Annotated in this window: 17 protein-coding genes; 7 read left to right on the top strand and 10 right to left on the bottom strand. The window is 39.7% G+C overall.

The window, feature by feature from the left end:
* Nucleotides 1-15: 15 nt before the first annotated feature.
* Nucleotides 16-420 carry an NUDIX hydrolase gene (locus tag BV902_RS16155; RefSeq protein ID WP_075992819.1) on the bottom strand — a complete coding sequence of 135 codons (405 nt, stop codon included), beginning with the start codon at nucleotides 418-420 and terminating at the stop codon, nucleotides 16-18.
* Between the two features lie 99 nt (nucleotides 421-519).
* On the bottom strand, nucleotides 520-1170 hold the full coding sequence (locus BV902_RS16150; protein ID WP_198385914.1) for an ankyrin repeat domain-containing protein: 651 nt from the start codon (nucleotides 1168-1170) through the stop codon (nucleotides 520-522).
* A 407-nt stretch (nucleotides 1171-1577) separates the two neighbouring features.
* On the opposite strand from BV902_RS16150, the gene BV902_RS16145 reads away from it, so the two are divergent.
* Nucleotides 1578-2789 (top strand): amidohydrolase, encoded by a 1212-nt coding sequence (locus tag BV902_RS16145; protein WP_075992818.1) that lies wholly within the window; start codon nucleotides 1578-1580, stop codon nucleotides 2787-2789.
* 225 nt (nucleotides 2790-3014) lie between these two features.
* Nucleotides 3015-3758: an NAD(+)--rifampin ADP-ribosyltransferase gene (gene arr, locus BV902_RS16140; protein ID WP_075992817.1), complete on the top strand. Its 744-nt coding sequence runs from the start codon at nucleotides 3015-3017 to the stop codon at nucleotides 3756-3758.
* A gap of 32 nt (nucleotides 3759-3790) precedes the next feature.
* Here arr and BV902_RS16135 read toward each other — a convergent pair whose 3' ends face one another.
* Both BV902_RS16135 and BV902_RS16130 read right to left on the bottom strand, forming a co-directional pair.
* On the bottom strand, nucleotides 3791-4375 hold the full coding sequence (locus BV902_RS16135; protein ID WP_075992816.1) for a hypothetical protein: 585 nt from the start codon (nucleotides 4373-4375) through the stop codon (nucleotides 3791-3793).
* A 324-nt stretch (nucleotides 4376-4699) separates the two neighbouring features.
* Entirely contained in the window at nucleotides 4700-5266 is a 567-nt protein-coding gene (locus tag BV902_RS16130; RefSeq protein WP_075992815.1) for a YceI family protein, read from the bottom strand.
* Between the two features lie 199 nt (nucleotides 5267-5465).
* Here BV902_RS16130 and BV902_RS16125 point away from each other — a divergent pair, with 199 nt between their 5' ends.
* Nucleotides 5466-6521: an NAD(P)-dependent alcohol dehydrogenase gene (locus BV902_RS16125; RefSeq protein ID WP_075992814.1), complete on the top strand. Its 1056-nt coding sequence runs from the start codon at nucleotides 5466-5468 to the stop codon at nucleotides 6519-6521.
* A gap of 16 nt (nucleotides 6522-6537) precedes the next feature.
* On the opposite strand, the gene BV902_RS16120 is transcribed toward BV902_RS16125, so the two are convergent.
* Nucleotides 6538-7005 (bottom strand): GNAT family N-acetyltransferase, encoded by a 468-nt coding sequence (locus BV902_RS16120; protein WP_216640363.1) that lies wholly within the window; start codon nucleotides 7003-7005, stop codon nucleotides 6538-6540.
* 322 nt (nucleotides 7006-7327) lie between these two features.
* Here BV902_RS16120 and BV902_RS16115 point away from each other — a divergent pair, with 322 nt between their 5' ends.
* Together BV902_RS16115 and BV902_RS16110 are read left to right on the top strand one after the other, a co-directional pair.
* Nucleotides 7328-8272 (top strand): aldo/keto reductase, encoded by a 945-nt coding sequence (locus BV902_RS16115; protein WP_075992813.1) that lies wholly within the window; start codon nucleotides 7328-7330, stop codon nucleotides 8270-8272.
* Between the two features lie 139 nt (nucleotides 8273-8411).
* Nucleotides 8412-10127: a hypothetical protein gene (locus BV902_RS16110; protein WP_075992812.1), complete on the top strand. Its 1716-nt coding sequence runs from the start codon at nucleotides 8412-8414 to the stop codon at nucleotides 10125-10127.
* Nucleotides 10128-10172: 45 nt separating this feature from the next.
* On the opposite strand, the gene BV902_RS16105 is transcribed toward BV902_RS16110, so the two are convergent.
* From BV902_RS16105 to BV902_RS27770, 3 genes are all read right to left on the bottom strand, one after another.
* Entirely contained in the window at nucleotides 10173-10904 is a 732-nt protein-coding gene (locus BV902_RS16105) for a DUF3667 domain-containing protein (protein ID WP_083663647.1), read from the bottom strand.
* A gap of 84 nt (nucleotides 10905-10988) precedes the next feature.
* Nucleotides 10989-11378, bottom strand: coding sequence for a DUF5694 domain-containing protein (locus tag BV902_RS27775; RefSeq protein WP_335682283.1), 390 nt, complete (start codon nucleotides 11376-11378; stop codon nucleotides 10989-10991).
* A gap of 31 nt (nucleotides 11379-11409) precedes the next feature.
* A complete protein-coding gene (locus BV902_RS27770; protein WP_216640361.1) occupies nucleotides 11410-11796 on the bottom strand; it encodes a hypothetical protein in 387 nt (128 codons plus the stop codon).
* Nucleotides 11797-11945: 149 nt separating this feature from the next.
* Here BV902_RS27770 and BV902_RS16095 point away from each other — a divergent pair, with 149 nt between their 5' ends.
* A complete protein-coding gene (locus BV902_RS16095) occupies nucleotides 11946-12701 on the top strand; it encodes a response regulator transcription factor (protein ID WP_075992811.1) in 756 nt (251 codons plus the stop codon).
* A 59-nt stretch (nucleotides 12702-12760) separates the two neighbouring features.
* Here BV902_RS16095 and msrB read toward each other — a convergent pair whose 3' ends face one another.
* Both msrB and dxs read right to left on the bottom strand, forming a co-directional pair.
* Entirely contained in the window at nucleotides 12761-13756 is a 996-nt protein-coding gene (gene msrB, locus BV902_RS28135; RefSeq protein WP_232475538.1) for a peptide-methionine (R)-S-oxide reductase MsrB, read from the bottom strand.
* Nucleotides 13757-14157: 401 nt separating this feature from the next.
* Nucleotides 14158-16110 carry a 1-deoxy-D-xylulose-5-phosphate synthase gene (gene dxs / locus BV902_RS16085; protein WP_075992809.1) on the bottom strand — a complete coding sequence of 651 codons (1953 nt, stop codon included), beginning with the start codon at nucleotides 16108-16110 and terminating at the stop codon, nucleotides 14158-14160.
* Nucleotides 16111-16183: 73 nt separating this feature from the next.
* On the opposite strand from dxs, the gene BV902_RS16080 reads away from it, so the two are divergent.
* The gene (locus BV902_RS16080) at nucleotides 16184-17602 is read left to right on the top strand and encodes an aminotransferase-like domain-containing protein (RefSeq protein WP_075992808.1); all 1419 of its coding nucleotides are present in this window, start codon (nucleotides 16184-16186) and stop codon (nucleotides 17600-17602) included.
* Nucleotides 17603-17612 lie beyond the last annotated feature (10 nt).

Below are 17612 nucleotides of genomic sequence, written 5' to 3'. Positions count from 1 at the left end.
CGCTCATCTGTTCTATCAATCGATAAGATTCATTTCCTTTAATCGGCTAAAGATAATCTGATCTACGGCAGAAGTCCTATGTTTGTCCTTATAGGTTAACCATTCAAATGTCTCGATTTCATTCGCTGGATGCAATACTCCTTCGAAATCAGAAAAGTAGCAGATCATTCTTACGAGCGTACCTTGATTTCGTCCATCGGCGATTGCTTCAAAGGTGCCCAAAAGGCGCATTGATTCTTCGACGATGTGCACAGAAAGCTCCTCCAGTATTTCTCTTTTTAAACAGGTAATATCGGATTCATTATTCTCTCGTTTACCACCAGGAAAGTAAAATTTTGTTTTAGTCTTGGAACGTGTGCTCAGGATTTTCCTATCTTTAATGCTAATTAAAGCAACTTTGTCTATTATTTTATGCTGCATATTGCAAAACTAGCCATTGAGAATGAAAAATCAGATAGCATAGTGAGATACTGCTTGAAATTTTATTCAAATTTAAGTTATTTAAAGGAAGATGAACCTTTATATTTCTGATGTTAGTATCTTAACAATTTCTTTGAAGCCTCTTTGTTTTGCGTGTTGCAAAGGGCTTGTGCCATTGAAGTCAGGAATATCCAATTTTGCCCCAGCATCTTTTAGAATCTGAATAATTTCCTGATATTTTTTACTTCCGTCACCGAGTACAACTGCTTCCATCAAAGCAGTCCATCCTAAACGATTGACATGGTCCAATGGGAAATTTTTGGTATTGGCCAATAATCTTACCGTTTCTACATATCCACGTTCACAAGCCGGGATTAAAGCTGTGCCATTATATCGATTAAATAAATCAAAGCGAGCGCCGTGATATAAGAAAAGTTTGACGAGTTCAACTTGCCCACTTGCTCCTGCGTATAAAAATGGGCTGTCCATATTGTCGGCCTGAAGGTTGACATCGGCACCATACTCTACCAATAATTTAGCCATTTCAATATTTCCGTTGTTTGTCGCGATAAGTAGAATAGAACGTTTATTCGTATCTTCACTATTCACGTTGGCATTATTTTCTAGCGCTTTTTTCACTCCCTGTAAGTCATTTTTGGTGACCAATTTAATAATCTCTTCCTGGGACGGATTTTCAGTATATGAGTTTTCTGTTAATGCCGATCGGCACGAATTTGTTATGCTCATCATTATCAGGAGTATTAAAGTTGTTTTCATCATTTTATTGTGCTGTAATTTTTTCGATAAAGCCGAAGAAGCTTCGCTGTTTAATACAAAAATAGTAGCTAAGGCTGTTTTTACAATGTGGTTTTCATTCCATCTGTTGGACAATTTATTACTACAGTGTATTTTAAGTGTCGTTCTCATTGGTCTCATGCTGGCTGAAAGCACATTCGTTGTAGTTTCACCTTATGCATACTGTTGAGCAAAAGTCGGCGCTGTGATAAATTGTTCAAGTATCGAGATGTATTCTGCAAAAGATCTGGGAGAATCATTGCGACCTTTGTTTTGGTGATACTGAATAATAAAAGTGGAAAAATAATACCGTTTCTATTGTCCGGTAATTTTTAGAGAAAAAGAATATTATCAAAATAAATATGAAAGCTAAAACATATATTTTAAAAAACGTACGGCTTGAGACAGGATTCGAGTTTGATGGAAAGGAAGTTATAAGCACAAATACGGCTTTATTCTGTGTAGAAGTTGAAGAGGGTAAGATCAAAGGAATCAAACCAAATACTGCAAATGCTAATGCGATCGATGCAAAAGGACATTTGATGTTGCCGGCTTTTAAGGATATGCATGCCCATTTGGATAAAATGTTGTTTGGTCTGCCATGGGAAGCTGTATCGCCAACACGGCATACCGTAAAAGATATGATCGCGTATGAGCAGAAGATGATCCCAGAATGGTTAAGCACCTCAGTCGAAAGAACGGGCAAAATGCTGAATTTTCTGCAGGCATACGGAACTGATTTTATTCGTTCACATTTCAATGTTGATCCAACATCTGGACTAAAATCGTTAACAAATTTGGAAAAGGCACTGGCATCGAAAAAACACACGGTAGAAGCGGAGCTGGTTGCTTTTCCACAGCATGGCCTCTATTATACGGATACTTTACCCATTTTGAAGGATGTTGCAAAACTGGATGCTGTTAGTTTCATAGGTGGAGTAGATCCGTACTCTTTGGACGGAAGTATCGAAAAAAGTATGGAGCAGATTACACAGTTGGCGCTTGATAACAATAAGGGAATTGACATACACCTCCATGAAATGGGAGAAAGTGGTATGAAGACAATCGAGTTTTTGATCGACCGTACATTGGAAAACCCCCAATTAAAAGGGAAAGCTTTTGTTAGCCATGCTTTTGCACTTAGTCGTCTCACAAATGTCGACGCTGAAAAAATTGCGGCACGTCTCGCAGAAGCGGGGGTGGGAATCGTGTCCTCTGTGCCCTTTGGCAATATGATTATGCCTATTCCGACACTTCGGAAATATGGGGTGGAGGTTTTGATTGGAAATGACAATATTCAGGATCACTGGAATACGTTTGGCTCGGGAAACATGCTGCAGAAAGCGAATCTTATTGCTGAGCTTTATGGTTATGGAACAGAATTCGGCTTATCTAGAACACTTGCTTTCGCGACACGCTACAAATTGCCTTTGGACAATAATGGAAATCAACAATGGCCGAAAGTGGGTGATGAAGCAAGCATGGTTTTTGTTGATGCAAGTTGTTCCGCTGAAGCAGTTTCTCGTATTTCACCGGTGACTTCCTTGATACACAAAGGCAATATTGTATTCTAAGGAGACCATCTATCGGATAATTTAGCTGCTCTCTGGAGGCCAACTGTTTTCAGGATTCCAGCGAGAAATATTGAAAATAAGAGAACAATTTTGTTGAAGAGCCGGTTATTCTTAATAACTGGCTTTTTACATACATAGCCTTGCTTAAGTCCTGATGTTACTAAGGGTGTTCACTTATAACTACAGCGAGGATAATATTCGGTTGAATAGATAATAATTTATACGATGGAATTTTCACCATTTAACGGGGTTGTCAAACTTTGCCTAAAAGGCATACAATTGGAAGAAAACGGTAGACACGATGAAGCGCTGTCCTTTTTTGCAGAGGGTTATCGGGAGGCAAGCGATGACCATGAGAAGTTTATTGCAGCCTATTTTGTATCCCGGCAGCAGAAAACGGTGTCGGATCGTCTGAAATGGCTGCACATAGCCTTAGATCACGCATTGGTAATCAGTGATGATCGGACTACCAGTGCATTGCCCAGAATGTATTTGAAGATTTGTGCCTGTTACACAAGTTTAGGAGAAGAAGCAATGGCAAGTGAATATGCTAGGTTGGCCTCTTCTTATAAGAACATTCCCTTTGATAAGGGACCTTTTTATCACGGTACAAAAGCAGATGCACAAATCGGCGACTTATTGGTTCCAGGCTTCAATTCTAACTATCAAGCCGGCTTCAAAATGAATCATATTTATTTTACAGGTATGATGAATGGGGCCGGACTTGCAGCGGCCCTGGCAAAAGGTGAGCGCAGCGAGCGGGTATTTATTGTTGAACCTACCGGTGATTATGAGCATGACCCTAATCTGACGGACCAGAAGTTTCCCGGAAATCCGACACGTTCCTATAGATCTGAATTTCCATTAAAAATTATAGGTGAGGTTGCTGAATGGGTAAAACCAGGTGTTCAGGAACTTGAAAAATTTCGTGATAAACTAGATCAGAATGGTGGCGAGATTATCAATTAAGAAACCTGGAGCGGTTGCTCCGGCAATTGGAATTATGTCTTACTGATAACAATCTTACTGATGACTTCAAAATCTGAAATTCGATAATCGTCGTCAAAAAATAACCCGTTGATATAACGTTGTATAGGATAGAACAGATCGGACGGTGTATCACCGAAAAACGTTTTGAAATCGTTCGGAATAGAATACAGATAATTGTATTGCCCTTTACCCAAACTGATACCGCCGATCTTTTTGAGATAACCCGTTATCTTATGTTTATTTTTGTTGGAGAATGCTTCTTTCGTCTCTATAAAATAATCTTCAATGTAAAAATTACGGATATCCTGAAGATTAAGTATGCTATTTGGAGCAGGTTTGATACGTCTTGAATAGGATACATCAACCAAAATACAACTGGCTTTATGCGCTTTCGAGAGATCAATAAAGTAGCCTTCATCGACCATAAGGTGTTTACTGTCTTTATATACACCGAGCAGCATTTCATTGATCTCCCGATCCGAATAATCGGATATATTAGAAGATCTTCCCAACTTTTCAAATGCGAGGTCACTTTCACTCCAATTTTTTCTAATTCTATTAAGCTCGTGTTGTTGAAAAGTTTTTATTTTCTCCATATATAATTTGTCTAACCTTACTTTAGCGAGTTTAAAGATAATTTTAAAACTTTACTTTCATCAATCTTATCGCTTGCTAAGTGCAATTTGAATCAAATCTAATTTAACAGAGTCTTTGTTTAGTGTTGTAGCACAGCGCTAATGCGCTATTTCTGAGGAAGAATAAGTGCCACACTGTTGGATTTTCCGTGCCGGTATGAGGTGACATCACAGCCTTAAGTAGTCTGTGTGTAAAAGCAGCTCGAGTAAATTATGTCGATTCTCGGTGCGATTATTCAATGAAGGAAGAGCCGCCTGTATTAACAGAGGGCTCTTATGAGGTTTTTATTTTACAGCCTTAAGCACGATATCTAAGGTGAATTCATCATCGATGGCGCGATTGCCTAAGTCGGAGAAAAAGCTTGCTGAACGATACTGTATATCAAAGTCCAGTCGATTTACCTTAACTCCTATAGCTTCAGCAGAAAGTCCGTCTGCAGTTGTGGTGACTTTTGCTGGAAAGGAGATCGATTTTGTTTTATTCTTAATCGTCAGATTACCCGTTATGATTGGATTACCTTTGCTATTATCAACTTTACTGATGACAAATTTACTGCTGGGGTAGGTAGGCACATTGAAGAAATCTTCATTTTTTAGGTGCCCGGTCAATTTAGGAGCATCAGTACAAGCCATGGAATTCATATCTATGGTAAAACCACCGCCGGTAATTTTCCCCTTTTCTGTCTGTACCGTTCCATCTTGTATATTGATTGTTCCCACATGTCCCCCGACAACTTTTTTCGCATTCCATTTGATTGTCGAATTTTGCGTGTTCACTTTGTAGCTTATCTTTTGGGCGAAGGCCATTGATGTTAAGCAAATAATTGCTAGCGTTAGACTGGTTCTTTTCATTGAAGTGATTTATATGAACTCAAATATACATGGTCTTGTGCGGATAGTTCTATGTTTAAACTTGTTTTTTTGTTTGCGCAGTGTCAATATTGTGCCTGCCTTTCTTTATTCGTCATCGATACCCGCTAACTTAGTACAGCGTAAATAGGGGATCGAAGATATCTTCGTATCCAAATTGTGGTCTATAAAAAAAGATAATATGATTAAGTCGAAAGGTTATGCGGCGAAAGACAGTAGTTCTCCACTTGAATACTGGGAGTTTGAAAGGAGAGAGCTTGGTGCAAACGATGTTTTAATAGATATCTTGTACAGCGGGATCTGTCACTCTGATATTCATCAAGTACATGATGAGTGGGGTGGAACACAATACCCAATTGTTCCTGGGCACGAAATTGTTGGTCGGATAAGTGCAGTTGGTCCTGGGGTGACTAAGTTCAAAAAAGGTGACCTGGCGGGTGTCGGTTGTATGGTTGCTTCTTGTGGCGAATGCGATAACTGTAAGTCAGACCAACAACAGTTCTGTTCAGAAAAAAAGACCGTCTGGACATACAACAGTAAAGATGTGATGCATGATCACAGCTTTACTTTTGGTGGTTATAGCAATAATATTGTTGCGGATGCAGATTTTGTGCTGCATGTGCCGGAATCTTTGGACATTAAAAAGGTGGCACCGCTACTCTGTGCTGGAATCACCACCTATTCGCCATTAAAAAGATGGAATATTAGCAAGGGGCATAAAGTTGGCGTGTTGGGCTTAGGCGGATTGGGACATATGGCTGTTAAAATTGCAGTGGCAATGGGGGCAGAAGTCACAATGATAAGCCATTCACCACGCAAAAAGGACGATGCCGCGCTACTTGGAGCACACAAATTCTTAAACACCCATGAGGCTGATGAAATAAAGGAATTCTCCTCGTATTTTGATTTTATTATTGATACCGTATCGGCACCACATGACTATAATCTCTATCTTGCATTATTGAAAACAAAAGGAGTTTATATTTGCGTGGGGATTCCAGCTGCACCCATGGAAATTAATGGACGCTCAATCATGGGGGGAAATAAGATCCTAACGGCTTCCAGCATCGGGGGAATACAGGAAACGCAGGATATGCTCGATTTTTGTGCTGAACATAATATTCTACCCGAAACAGAAATGATTGATATCGATTATGTAAATGAGGCGTATCAAAGAGTATTGGATAGTGATGTGAAATATCGTTTTGTAATCGATATGTCGTCTATTGAAAAGTAATGAAAAAACAGGTCGGTTAAAGAGCCGACCTGTTTTTTAAAATCTTATCCTTGTCTGAGTACTTCATATGATATGAATGCTCATCTTCTCCGATAATTTCGAAACCAAGACTAAAGTAGAGCTTTTGCGCTTTATTGGTTTTTAATACATGTAATGAAATCGACTTCCCTTCGTAAATTGCTTCATCTATAAGATCTTTTAATATCTTTTTTCCTAGCCCTTTCCCTTGGTATCGGGGATCGATCTGTATTTGAATCAACTCGATATGAGCCCGTCCTTTCTCGGTTTTCAAAAGTCCGATAGGGATATGGTTGTATTCAATGATAGCAGCATGTTCAAATTTGTATTTAATTCTTTGTAGATGTGAATCCCTCGTTGTGGGTAAAGCAGCGGCTATAAAATGTTGGGTCATTGTCTTTAATCGTAGATCTAAAAGAAAAGTCAAATCACTTTCCATTGCTGGTCTATATACTATTGGGATCATAGATGATTGGGTTTTATCAATGTAATCTGTTCAATCTATCGAAGGCTTTATCTGACATGCTCAAAGAAGGTCAGATTGATATGGGCCATGAGTACGAAGATAAGATTTTTAACTATGAGCACAATGATCTGATCGAAAGTCGGCTGCAATTTAGTATAATCATAGTAACTGCGTACTAAATTGCAATAGCGTACTTTACTCTTTTTGACATTTAGATGTGAAGAATGCTGGCGTGGCTCAAGATGAATACCGTAACTTTAGCTTTATAGCTGTACTTGCATAGCGATTTTTTATTTAAAGGAACAATAAACAGATAATTTCAATGAAAAAGGTAGAAATACAACACACAGATTTGCAGATAGCTCCAATTAATTTTGGCGGGAATGTTTTTGGCTGGACATTAGATGAGCAAAAATCGTTTGAAATGCTAGATAAATTTGTAGGAGCAGGATTTAATTTTATCGATACGGCAGATACGTATTCTTGGTGGGTGAATGGAACCGGCGGGCAGTCCGAAGAAATTATTGGGAAATGGTTAAAAAGCCGTGGCAACCGTCAAAATATAGTAATCGCAACAAAAGTTGGATCCGAGACTAAGGAGCACGGGTATGATATCTCAAGAAAACATATTTTGAAATCTGCTGATGAATCGTTGCGACGATTGGGAGTAGATCATATTGATTTATACTATACCCACTTTGACGATAACGTAACACCTGTGGAAGAGACATTGTCGGCTTATGCTGACTTAATAAAAGCAGGCAAGGTACGTTATATTGCCGCTTCTAATCTATCGCCGATGCGGTTAACGGAAAGCTTTGATGTTGCGGAGAAAAATGGTCTTCCTAAATATATTGCTTTGCAACCGCATTACAATTTGGTAGAGCGTGCAGGTTTTGAAACAGATTATGCGGGATTGGTCGAGAAGTACGGTTTGAGTGTATTTCCATATTGGTCCCTTGCTGCAGGTTTCTTGACCGGTAAATACCGTACTGAAGCTGACTTTGATAAAACGGCTAGGGGGGGTGGGATCAAAAAATATTTTGATGCTAAAGGTAAAGCTGTCCTAAAAGCGCTCGATGTTATCTCCGAGAAACACGGGACAAAACAGGCTACTGTAGCATTAGCATGGTTGTTGGCTAAACCGCTAATTACCGCTCCCATTGTAAGTGCTACAAGTGAGAGTCAATTGGATACGCTATGTGCGGCGCCGACTCTTAAATTAGATACGGAAGATATTGAATTATTAAATGAGGTCAGCAAATGAAATAGTGATAAAGCGTAAAAACAAAATCCCTACATTTCTTAGGGATTTTGTTTTTATTGGGAAGCCGTTCCTAATAGAAGGTAGAAATTGCTTACGCATTTTAACAAGTTTATCGTAAATTGGAGCCTAAATTGATCGTATGAAACAGTTCCTGATATTATTTTCTTTCATGCTTTTTGGCAGAAGTTATGCGCAAATACTTACACCTTATGAACGGGGTAATGGCAATCAATCGGCAACTTTTGAGGAAATGCGGGCATATTATCAGGAATTGGCACGGAAATATACAACAATTCACTATGAAACACGGGGAGAAGACGATAACAATAAACCAATAGATGTTGTTGTATTTAATCCGTTTGGAAAGACACTGGAAGTGGCTAGGGAAGAGAAGTGCGTTTTATTGGTCAACAATGGTATTCATCCTGGAGAGCCAGACGGTATTGATGCGACTATGATGCTTATGCGCGATTTGGCGACAGGAAAGATAAAGGCACCTCAAAATGTTATTGTTGTTGCGCTGGCGAGTTATAATGTGAGTGGGATGTTAAATCGTGGGAGCTTTTCCAGAGCTAATCAAAATGGCCCTGAAGAGTATGGTTTTCGTGGAAATGCAAGACACTATGACTTAAATAGGGATTTTATTAAGACAGATACTAAAAACTCGCGGAGCTTTCAGCGGATTTTCCAATGGGTCAAACCAGATGTTTTTATAGATAATCATGTCAGCAATGGAGCCGATTATCAGTACACCTTCACCTATATCTCAACAAACAAAGAACGTTTAGGAAACCTTTTGGGAAATTATTTTAACAGCCACATGCAAAAGAACTTACTCAAGGATCTCCAAAAGAAAGGATTTATGTCTGTTCCCTATGTCAACATCCACAACGATGTGCCCGATGGTGGTTTTCCAACCTTTATGGATTCGCCAAGATACGCAACAGGCTACACCAGTCTATTTAATGTAATCGGAACTGTTGTGGAAACACATATGTTGAAACCTTATCAAGAACGTGTCAAAGCGACTTATGACTATATGCGTTGTAACCTGGATTTTATCGAACAGAATTATAAGGTGATTAAACAAAAAAGAGCTGAAAACCTAAAGCAATATCAAATAGGGGATAAATATGCCATAGCATGGAAGCTTGATTCATCAAAATATGAATCGCTGGAATTTAAGGGCTTCGAGGCAAAATATAAACCAAGTGACGTTTCTTCGAAAGATAGGTTGTGGTATGATAGAAACGCTAAGTTTTCAAAACAAGTTAAGTTATATAATACATATGTTCCGACAAAAGAAGTGACGATTCCATCGTATTATGTCATTCCGCAGTCTGAATGGAAAGTTATTGAATTGTTGACACTCAATCAAATCAAGATGATTCCGCTTAAACAAGATTCTGTTATTGCGGTGGAACAGTATAGGATTAAGGATTTCAAGACAACTTCAAGTCCATATGAAGGACATTATTTACATTTTGACACCAGCCTCCTTAGGGACTCTAACAAGGTAAACTTCAGTGCCGGTGACTTTTTGGTCCCTTTGAATCAGGACGGTGTGAAGTTTCTGCTGGAAACCTTGGAACCTGAAGCAATAGACTCTTATTTTAATTGGAATTTCTTTGATGCGATCTTAGGACAGAAAGAATACTATTCAGCTTATGTTTTTGAAGATACAGCAGCCAAGCTTCTAAAAGAGAATAAAGATTTAAGATCTGCCTTTGAACGCGAAAAGATGAACAACCCTAAACTTGCTGCAAGTAGTAGTGCGCAGCTGGATTGGATATACAAACATTCACCTTATTATGAAGAGTCACATCTTCTTTATCCCATTTATCGCATCAATTGATGATGGTGGCTTCATAGATACATGTCTGCATCAGTCAAAAAAATGCTATTTTATAAGTACATCCAATGTAATACCAATGAAAAGTATGACGATCAAATAGGAGAAAAAACCTATTATTGAAGCGGCAAATGCTTTAAAATAGTTGATCTTTTTAGCTTTATCAAAAAACTGTCCTATGGCCCAGGAGTAATATATACAAATTACTAAAGTTGCATATAGGATTAAACTTTGGTGCGTGATACCGTCAATTATTGCAAAAAGTGCATAAATTAACATTGTCATCCCCATAATAAAACATAATAAGATGATGATTTCAAAAAGATTATAACCGTATTTTTTAAAAAATAATTTAGTCCAAAGGGCAATAAAGAACCCCATAATAATGTTAGCATAACCATAATGACCTTGTAGCCATCGAAAGATGTTAGTTGTGATGACGAGTTTACTTTCAATACCATGGCTGTCGATTGATTGCAGATAGCGCTCTTCAGTATGGAAAAAGTGGGCAATAATAGAATACACTAAAGATGTGACAATAACGAAAATAATAGGTTTGACCAGTCGGCTGCGATTTTCAGAAATGTAGTTTTGCACATTCTTACCTGGAGCTGTCACCAATTCTCGAATGGTATAGAGAATACCGCGTTCAAAGTGAAGCACATGTTCTATTTCGTGGGTGATGTAATGAGCGTCTATCCTTTTTAGCGTCGCAGGTTGGCCACAATCGGGACAGAATTTTGATGTAATGCCCGTGCCACAGTTTCTGCATGTTATCATGTTGAAGTGTTTCTTTAAGTAATTAAGGTTTGTTAATCTGTTTCATTCGAAAGTCGCCAAAAGAGTCTTTGCTTACCGATGGTTTTATTGAAGGTATTCGGCAACCTCTACGAGTTTGTATTTGGGGCTCCGTTGCAAAAGTTCACCAAGGAAAGCTGCGTGAGTAGCGCCCGTGATTAGCAAAATTCGATCCTGCCCAGTGACTGGGATCTGATTTAAATTGGAGAATATCCGTAGATTTCTTCGGTAGAATTTACTGGCTTCATCTGCTCCTTCAAAATTACCTTTTGTACTGCTGTAGGTTAAGATATCGGCGTTTACATTGATAAACTTTTGCAAGGTCTCTTTTTGATTAAATACCTTTAATTTTTCTAAAATGGAGAGTTTATCAATATGGGTGAATTCCTGCATAATTTTTCCCATGTAGCTTTTATAGGTTACACTGTCTACCTGATTCTCCAACTCATTTGCAATGTTGTAATTATAAGCAGCAGTTTGTTGTTCATCAATTCCATAAATTTTTTTTTACCCCTGCAAGTTTGCCAACTTCATATGCAATTATGGCTATTTCACCACCGAACTTAGCTTTATATCCTTTATCTTTAATAAAAGAGCTGTAATCGCCGTTCAATTCTTCGTTTTTTTCAGGAATGATTTCCACGCAGATGATAGTTGGTTTAAAGTCTGCCAATAGTTTGGCTACTTGGTATGTTTCTTTTCTGTTTTTTTGATCTTTTTCGTCAAATTCCACTTTATGTGCATCAGGCGTATAGCTCATGTGAAATGTCCCAAAATTTAGAACCTCAATTTTCTGCTGTGCATAGCTGTTTCCAAAAAATAAGATCCCGATAGCGATTCCAATATTTCGAATTTGAATAGTGTTAATAAGCATTTGTGTAAGAAGTGGTTTTATGTTTTTTCCGGCTTTTCGTTCAGTTAGCTATATTTCTTAGCTGTTTTGTCCAAAAGTATTACAGTTTGTCCAAATAAAAGCTACACTTGAGTGTAGTTTTAATTAACTTCGACATTTAGAATTTCGTTATGGATTTTAACGCGCTATTTTCACAAAAAAATACTGTTGATCGTCTTTCAGAAAAGGACATCCAGCAGACCCACGGCTATATTGAGCTCGTCAAAGCCTTCTCACGGATTACTTATCAGAGTATTTACCTAATCGATTACCAAGCTAAAAGTTTTGAGTTTGTTTCAGACAACCCGCTGTTTCTAGCTGGTTTAACAGCCAAAGAGGTGATGGAAATGGGCTATGGCTTTTATCAAAAATATGTTCCATCTGATGATTTCCAGATGCTCATTACGATTAACGAAGCGGGGTTTAGCTTTTATGAAAAAATACCCATTGAGGAACGGAAGCTTTATGTTATATCGTATGATTTTCAGATACAAAATGCACACAACAAGTTTATTTTAATTAATCATAAACTGACACCTGTTTTTTTGACAGAAGAGGGGAAAATATGGAAAGCAATTTGTATCGTGTCTTTATCCACTAATATATCTTCAGGTAACGTGACTATCGAAAAGTTGCACTCCAACTTAGTATGGGAATTGGATCTGTTGACTGGGAAATGGAACTCCCAAAAAAAGATTAATCTTACCGAACGTGAAATAGAGATTTTACGTTTTTATCATCGAGGTCTGACCATTCATGAAACTTCGGAGAAAATTTTCGTTTCCATTGATACGGTGAAATTTCATCGGCGAAAATTATTTGAAAAGCTAGGGGTAAGCAACATGAATGAAGCATTGGTTTTTGCATTGAATAATAGGTTATTATAAGGGTAGCCTGAAGGATTCTGAAATGTTCAGAGCAAGCGCCTCCAATGAGGCGCTGCAGCCTATTTTTTTACCAATAATGGCAAATACTTTTCGTAACCCTGTGCTTTCATCTTGTCTTTTGGAATAAATCGAAGTGAAGCACTGTTTATACAATAGCGCAGACCACCTTTATCTGCCGGTCCATCGTTAAAAACGTGGCCAAGGTGTGCATCACCAGTTTTGCTGCGTACTTCCGTTCTGCGCATCCCGTACGAATTGTCGGAGTGTTCTTGAATCAGGCTATCGCTAATCGGTTTGGAAAAACTGGGCCACCCACATCCCGATTCAAATTTATCTGTAGAAACAAATAAGGGTTCTCCGGTTGTGATATCGACATAAATACCTTCCCTAAATTCATCATTATAGGCATTGTCAAACGCGCGCTCCGTTGCACTGTTTTGTGTAACATCGTATTGCAATGTAGTCAACTCTTTCTTCAAGGTCTCCTTATCTGCTTTTTTATACGTGTTTTTAACGTCCGCTTTCGCTTTTTCGGGGTTGGCATTTCGCGCAAGTTTAAATAAATCAGGGCTTATATGGCAATAACCGCCAGGGTTTTTGTCCAGGTATTTTTGATGATAAGCTTCAGCATTATAATAATTCTGTAAAGGTTCTATTTCCACCACGATTTTGCTGTTGTATTGACTTGCTAAAGCAGCTATCTGTTCTTTGATAACAGCGGCATCATCCGCATTGGTATAATAGATTCCTGTACGGTATTGTGTACCGATATCGTTGCCTTGTTTATTTAATGAAGTTGGATCAATTGTTTTGAAGAAAAGGTCTACGAGAAGCTTTAGATCGACAAGCTCCGGGTCGAAGGTTACCTTTACCGTTTCGGCAAAACCTGAGGTTCCTGTCGAAACTTGTGCGTATGAAGGGTGCTGAAGGTTTCCATTGGCATAGCCAACTTCGGTTGCCGTGACCCCGCGGACTTGTTTAAAGAAATGCTCAGTTCCCCAGAAGCATCCTCCGGCAAAATAGACAACATGATCTTTTTGATTTATAGTATTCATAGTATTTTGTATTGACGGTTTTGAATCTTTCCCTTTTTGTGAAAAGCAAACCTTGCTGATCAGAAATAAGCCTGTCGCTATAGCAAGGAGGACGAATAAGTGTTTCATGGTATGAATTGCTACATGAAAGAAACAACATTGTTTCTTTCATGTAAGCCACAAACACCGTACCTTTCTGGATGTTTGTCTTAGAAGATATAAGCAGTTTTGGTTCTTATAGATTCTTTTTACAATTGAAAGACGAAGTAAATCTATGAAAGGCATGTCCTGACAAAAAGACCTTTTAGGAAAGCTTCGCAAGCTGAATGTCTGACAGGGTCGGCCCTTTGCTGTTTAGATCCTATGATCAGACCAAATGATAGTTTAATCTATATTGTTTAAGCACTACTATTGTGACTAAGTTAACTGTTTGGGGAAGACTCGTTCGGCTTAAGGCTACACCCTGAGCCTGCCGATTCGAGCGGGCCCGTGTATAGCTGTCTCACCGTGGCGATAATAGCCTGCTTATTGTAGTAATAAAGTTGGTGAAGCTGTTGCTGTGTACCCTGTACTGCAAAAGTATCGGGCAAGCCAAGTCGCTTCAAGGTCGCTGAGTAGCCATGTTCGGTCATAAATTCCAGTACTGCAGTTCCTACTCCACCAGCTATACATCCATCTTCAACAGTGATGATATAGGAATATGATTGGAATACTTCATGTAATAACGCTTCGTCGAGCGGTTTAAAGAACCGTAGATCATAGTGCCCAACCTGCATGCCTTCCCGGAGCAGTTCGTTGCATGCGTCCTGTGCATATTGACCAACGGGCCCAAGAGAGAGTATGGCAATGTCTTGCCCTGAACAAAGCCTTCTTCCTTTTCCAATTTCAAGTCTTATAAATTTGTCTGATTGCTTCTCTCGACCACCTGGGCCTTTTGGGTAGCGGATTGCAAGCGGTCCGTCAAGAGTGATGTCCTGAGCCGTGAACAACAAATTTTTAAAGTCTGTGAGCGTCATGGGCGAAGCGCCTGCGATGTTGGGTATACAGCGAAGAAAAGCAATGTCGAATGCCCCCTGATGGGTGGGGCCATCGGGGCCGACAACGCCGGCCCTGTCGATACAGAACACGACCGGTAATTTCTGTAAAGCGACGTCGTGGATTAGTTGATCATAGGCGCGTTGTAAGAATGTCGAATAGATCACACAGAAAGGAAGTAGCCCATCAGCAGCAAGGCCTGCGGAGAAAGTAATGGCATGCTGCTCGCAGATACCAACATCAAAAACGCGGTTAGGCATCTGCTGTTTCATTGCCGTCAGCCTGCTGCCGGAAAGCATAGCTGGGCTTATAGCGATAATACGGCTATTATGTTGGGCGAGCTGTATCAGCGTTTCGCCCAGCACTTGCTGAAAAGTTTCCTTGTAGAGTTGCGGTAGTTGGTTTTCTAACCGTATACCTGTCAGTTTGTCGAATTTCCCTGTGGCATGCCATTCCGCCTTGTTTAACATGGCTGGTGTAAAACCTTTTCCTTTTTGTGTTACACAATGCACTATTTTGGGCCCGGGGATATGCTTCAACTGTTCAAATATTTTGATAAGCTTGTGGAGGTTATGACCATCCAGTGGTCCAAAATAACGTATTCCTAAGGCCTCGAAAATATTGCTCGAAGCAAATAGCCCTGTTTTTATCAATTTCTCTATTTTTCTAATCGCAGCAATTGACCATTGTGTCCGATCTTTATGGGATGACAGCAGCTTTTTGATCTGTGATTTGAACTGATTATAGGCTTGCCCCGAGGTCAGGTCGGTCAGATAGTTTTGTAGGGCTCCCGTACCGGCATCAATAGACATATCGTTATCATTTAATATAATCAATAGGTTAGGCTGTTCGAAACCTATATTATTTAAAGCTTCGAATGCTAGACCGGCAGTCATGGCGCCGTCGCCGATAACAGCGATGTGTTGACGGCTGTTATCACCCTTATACCTGGCTGCGCAGGCCATACCCAGAATTGCTGATAGGGATGTGGAAGAATGACCTGTACCAAAGGCGTCAAAGTTATTTTCTTCCATAACAGGAAATCCGCTTATGCCGCCTAGAAGTCTGTTCGAATGGAAGCGAGCCGCTCTCCCTGTGAGTAGTTTATGGATATAAGCCTGATGACCAACGTCCCAGATCAATGTATCCTTAGGGGTGTTAAATACATAATGAACTGCTATAGTAAGTTCTACAACACCAAGGCTTGAACTAAAATGACCGCCATGTGTAGCAATATGGTCAATGAGGAAGTTTCTTAGTTCCTGACTTAATTCGGGTAATACCTCCTGTGGAAGAGCACGTAATTCGCTAGGGCTGTTGATTTGATAATTACCTGTCATTTCTTTTTTAGACAAATTTAGATTGATTAGATTTGCGATACAGGTACAGTATATGTAAAAGTGATCAATACAGATGAAGAACTATAAATTTGAAATTTTTACACAAGCAATTGAGAAAAATATAAAATCAGGAGTCTATAAACCGGGGCAAAAGCTGCCTTCAGTACGCGAGTTTAAAGATTACTACGGTTTAAGTATGAGTACTGTTCAGTCAGGTTATGAGTATCTTATGGTTATTGGTCTGGTGGAGAGCGTTCCGAAATCTGGCTACTATGTCAGTGCGAAGAATGAAATGTTGGCAGAACCGGAAGGGCGTCGACGTCCACCGGTAGTAAGGGATGCTGTCTTTGAGCAAGGGCTTGGTCTGACAACAGCGTCACCTGTGGGACGGGGGGGGGCGGAATTTAATGTTGCTGCCCCGGGGGACCTTCTTGTTCCGCAAAAACTTTTACTTCGGACCATGCAGCAGGTCATTCGGGAACAGGGGGCAGGATTACTACGCTATTATCCATCTAACGGTTCGGTACAATTGAAGGACAATATTATCAGGCGTGCGGCATCCTATCAGACCTTACTGCATGCAGATGAATTGCTGATCACAGATGGCGCCCTGCAGGCTTTGTATATCGCCCTGGCTGCTGCATGTGAAGCCGGAGATATTGTTGCTGTGGAAAGTCCATGCGTATTTTCTGTATTGGAGGTCATTCGGGTGCTCAAACTGCGCGTTATTGAAATTCCTGTTCTTACTAAAGATGGTTTTGATATAGACTTTTTTAGACAAGCATGTCAAGGGAGTGCTGTAAAAGCAGTCGTCCTAACACCGAATTTTCATAATCCAACAGGTATTTTGCTCTCAGATGAACAGAAAATTGCTTTATTGGCGATTGCTCATAAATATCATGTTGCTGTAATAGAGAACGATATCTATGGAGATCTGAACTTTCAGGGGAGCAGACCATCCACACTAAAACAATTTGATGAAAGCGGATTGGTTATGACGTATTCATCGTATTCAAAAACCCTGGCACCTGGAATTCGGCTGGGCTGGTTAAGCACGGGGCGATTTCTGAAGGATGCTGAACAGATCAAGTTTGCATTGGGCAGTACAGTTTCTCCTCTGAATCAGGAGACCGTAAACCGTTTGATCGGTAGCAGCAGTTACGATCGGCATATTCGTTCACTGAAGATGCAACTGGCAAAAAATGCCTATCTAGCCACCAACCTAATCGCTTCCAGTTTTCCTGAAAAAACCAAAGTGATCACACCTGCAGGCGGGTATAATCTTTGGGTTAAAATGCCCGAAAGTACAAATATGGCGGATTTTTACGCGCAGTGTGAAAAAATTGGTGCAAGATTTACGCCGGGCTATACGTTCTCTTTTGCGAATACATTTGAACATTATTTTAGGGTGGTCATCGCGGATAAATTTTCTGATAAACGAATAGAAGCGATCCAGCATATAGGTCGTTATTTATGTGGGAGCCTGTACTGATGCTAAATGA

This window comes from Sphingobacterium sp. B29, from assembly GCF_001952815.1.
Taxonomy (GTDB): Bacteria; Bacteroidota; Bacteroidia; order Sphingobacteriales; family Sphingobacteriaceae; genus Sphingobacterium; species Sphingobacterium siyangense.
The sequence above is the reverse complement of the archived record's forward strand: the minus strand, read 5'-3'. Positions and strand labels throughout refer to the sequence as shown.

Coding starts and splice junctions, on each gene's coding strand:
- BV902_RS16110 (WP_075992812.1), top strand. CDS start 8,412: ATGAAACAGTTCCTGATATTATTTTCTTTCATGCTTTTTGGCAGAAGT.
- BV902_RS16155 (WP_075992819.1), bottom strand. CDS start 420: ATGCAGCATAAAATAATAGACAAAGTTGCTTTAATTAGCATTAAAGAT.
- arr (WP_075992817.1), top strand. CDS start 3,015: ATGGAATTTTCACCATTTAACGGGGTTGTCAAACTTTGCCTAAAAGGC.
- BV902_RS16150 (WP_198385914.1), bottom strand. CDS start 1,170: ATGATGAGCATAACAAATTCGTGCCGATCGGCATTAACAGAAAACTCA.
- BV902_RS16105 (WP_083663647.1), bottom strand. CDS start 10,904: ATGATAACATGCAGAAACTGTGGCACGGGCATTACATCAAAATTCTGT.
- BV902_RS16145 (WP_075992818.1), top strand. CDS start 1,578: ATGAAAGCTAAAACATATATTTTAAAAAACGTACGGCTTGAGACAGGA.
- BV902_RS16120 (WP_216640363.1), bottom strand. CDS start 7,005: ATGATCCCAATAGTATATAGACCAGCAATGGAAAGTGATTTGACTTTT.
- BV902_RS16080 (WP_075992808.1), top strand. CDS start 16,184: ATGAAGAACTATAAATTTGAAATTTTTACACAAGCAATTGAGAAAAAT.
- BV902_RS16125 (WP_075992814.1), top strand. CDS start 5,466: ATGATTAAGTCGAAAGGTTATGCGGCGAAAGACAGTAGTTCTCCACTT.
- BV902_RS16115 (WP_075992813.1), top strand. CDS start 7,328: ATGAAAAAGGTAGAAATACAACACACAGATTTGCAGATAGCTCCAATT.
- msrB (WP_232475538.1), bottom strand. CDS start 13,756: ATGAATACTATAAATCAAAAAGATCATGTTGTCTATTTTGCCGGAGGA.
- BV902_RS27770 (WP_216640361.1), bottom strand. CDS start 11,796: ATGCTTATTAACACTATTCAAATTCGAAATATTGGAATCGCTATCGGG.
- BV902_RS16095 (WP_075992811.1), top strand. CDS start 11,946: ATGGATTTTAACGCGCTATTTTCACAAAAAAATACTGTTGATCGTCTT.
- BV902_RS16130 (WP_075992815.1), bottom strand. CDS start 5,266: ATGAAAAGAACCAGTCTAACGCTAGCAATTATTTGCTTAACATCAATG.
- BV902_RS16135 (WP_075992816.1), bottom strand. CDS start 4,375: ATGGAGAAAATAAAAACTTTTCAACAACACGAGCTTAATAGAATTAGA.
- dxs (WP_075992809.1), bottom strand. CDS start 16,110: ATGACAGGTAATTATCAAATCAACAGCCCTAGCGAATTACGTGCTCTT.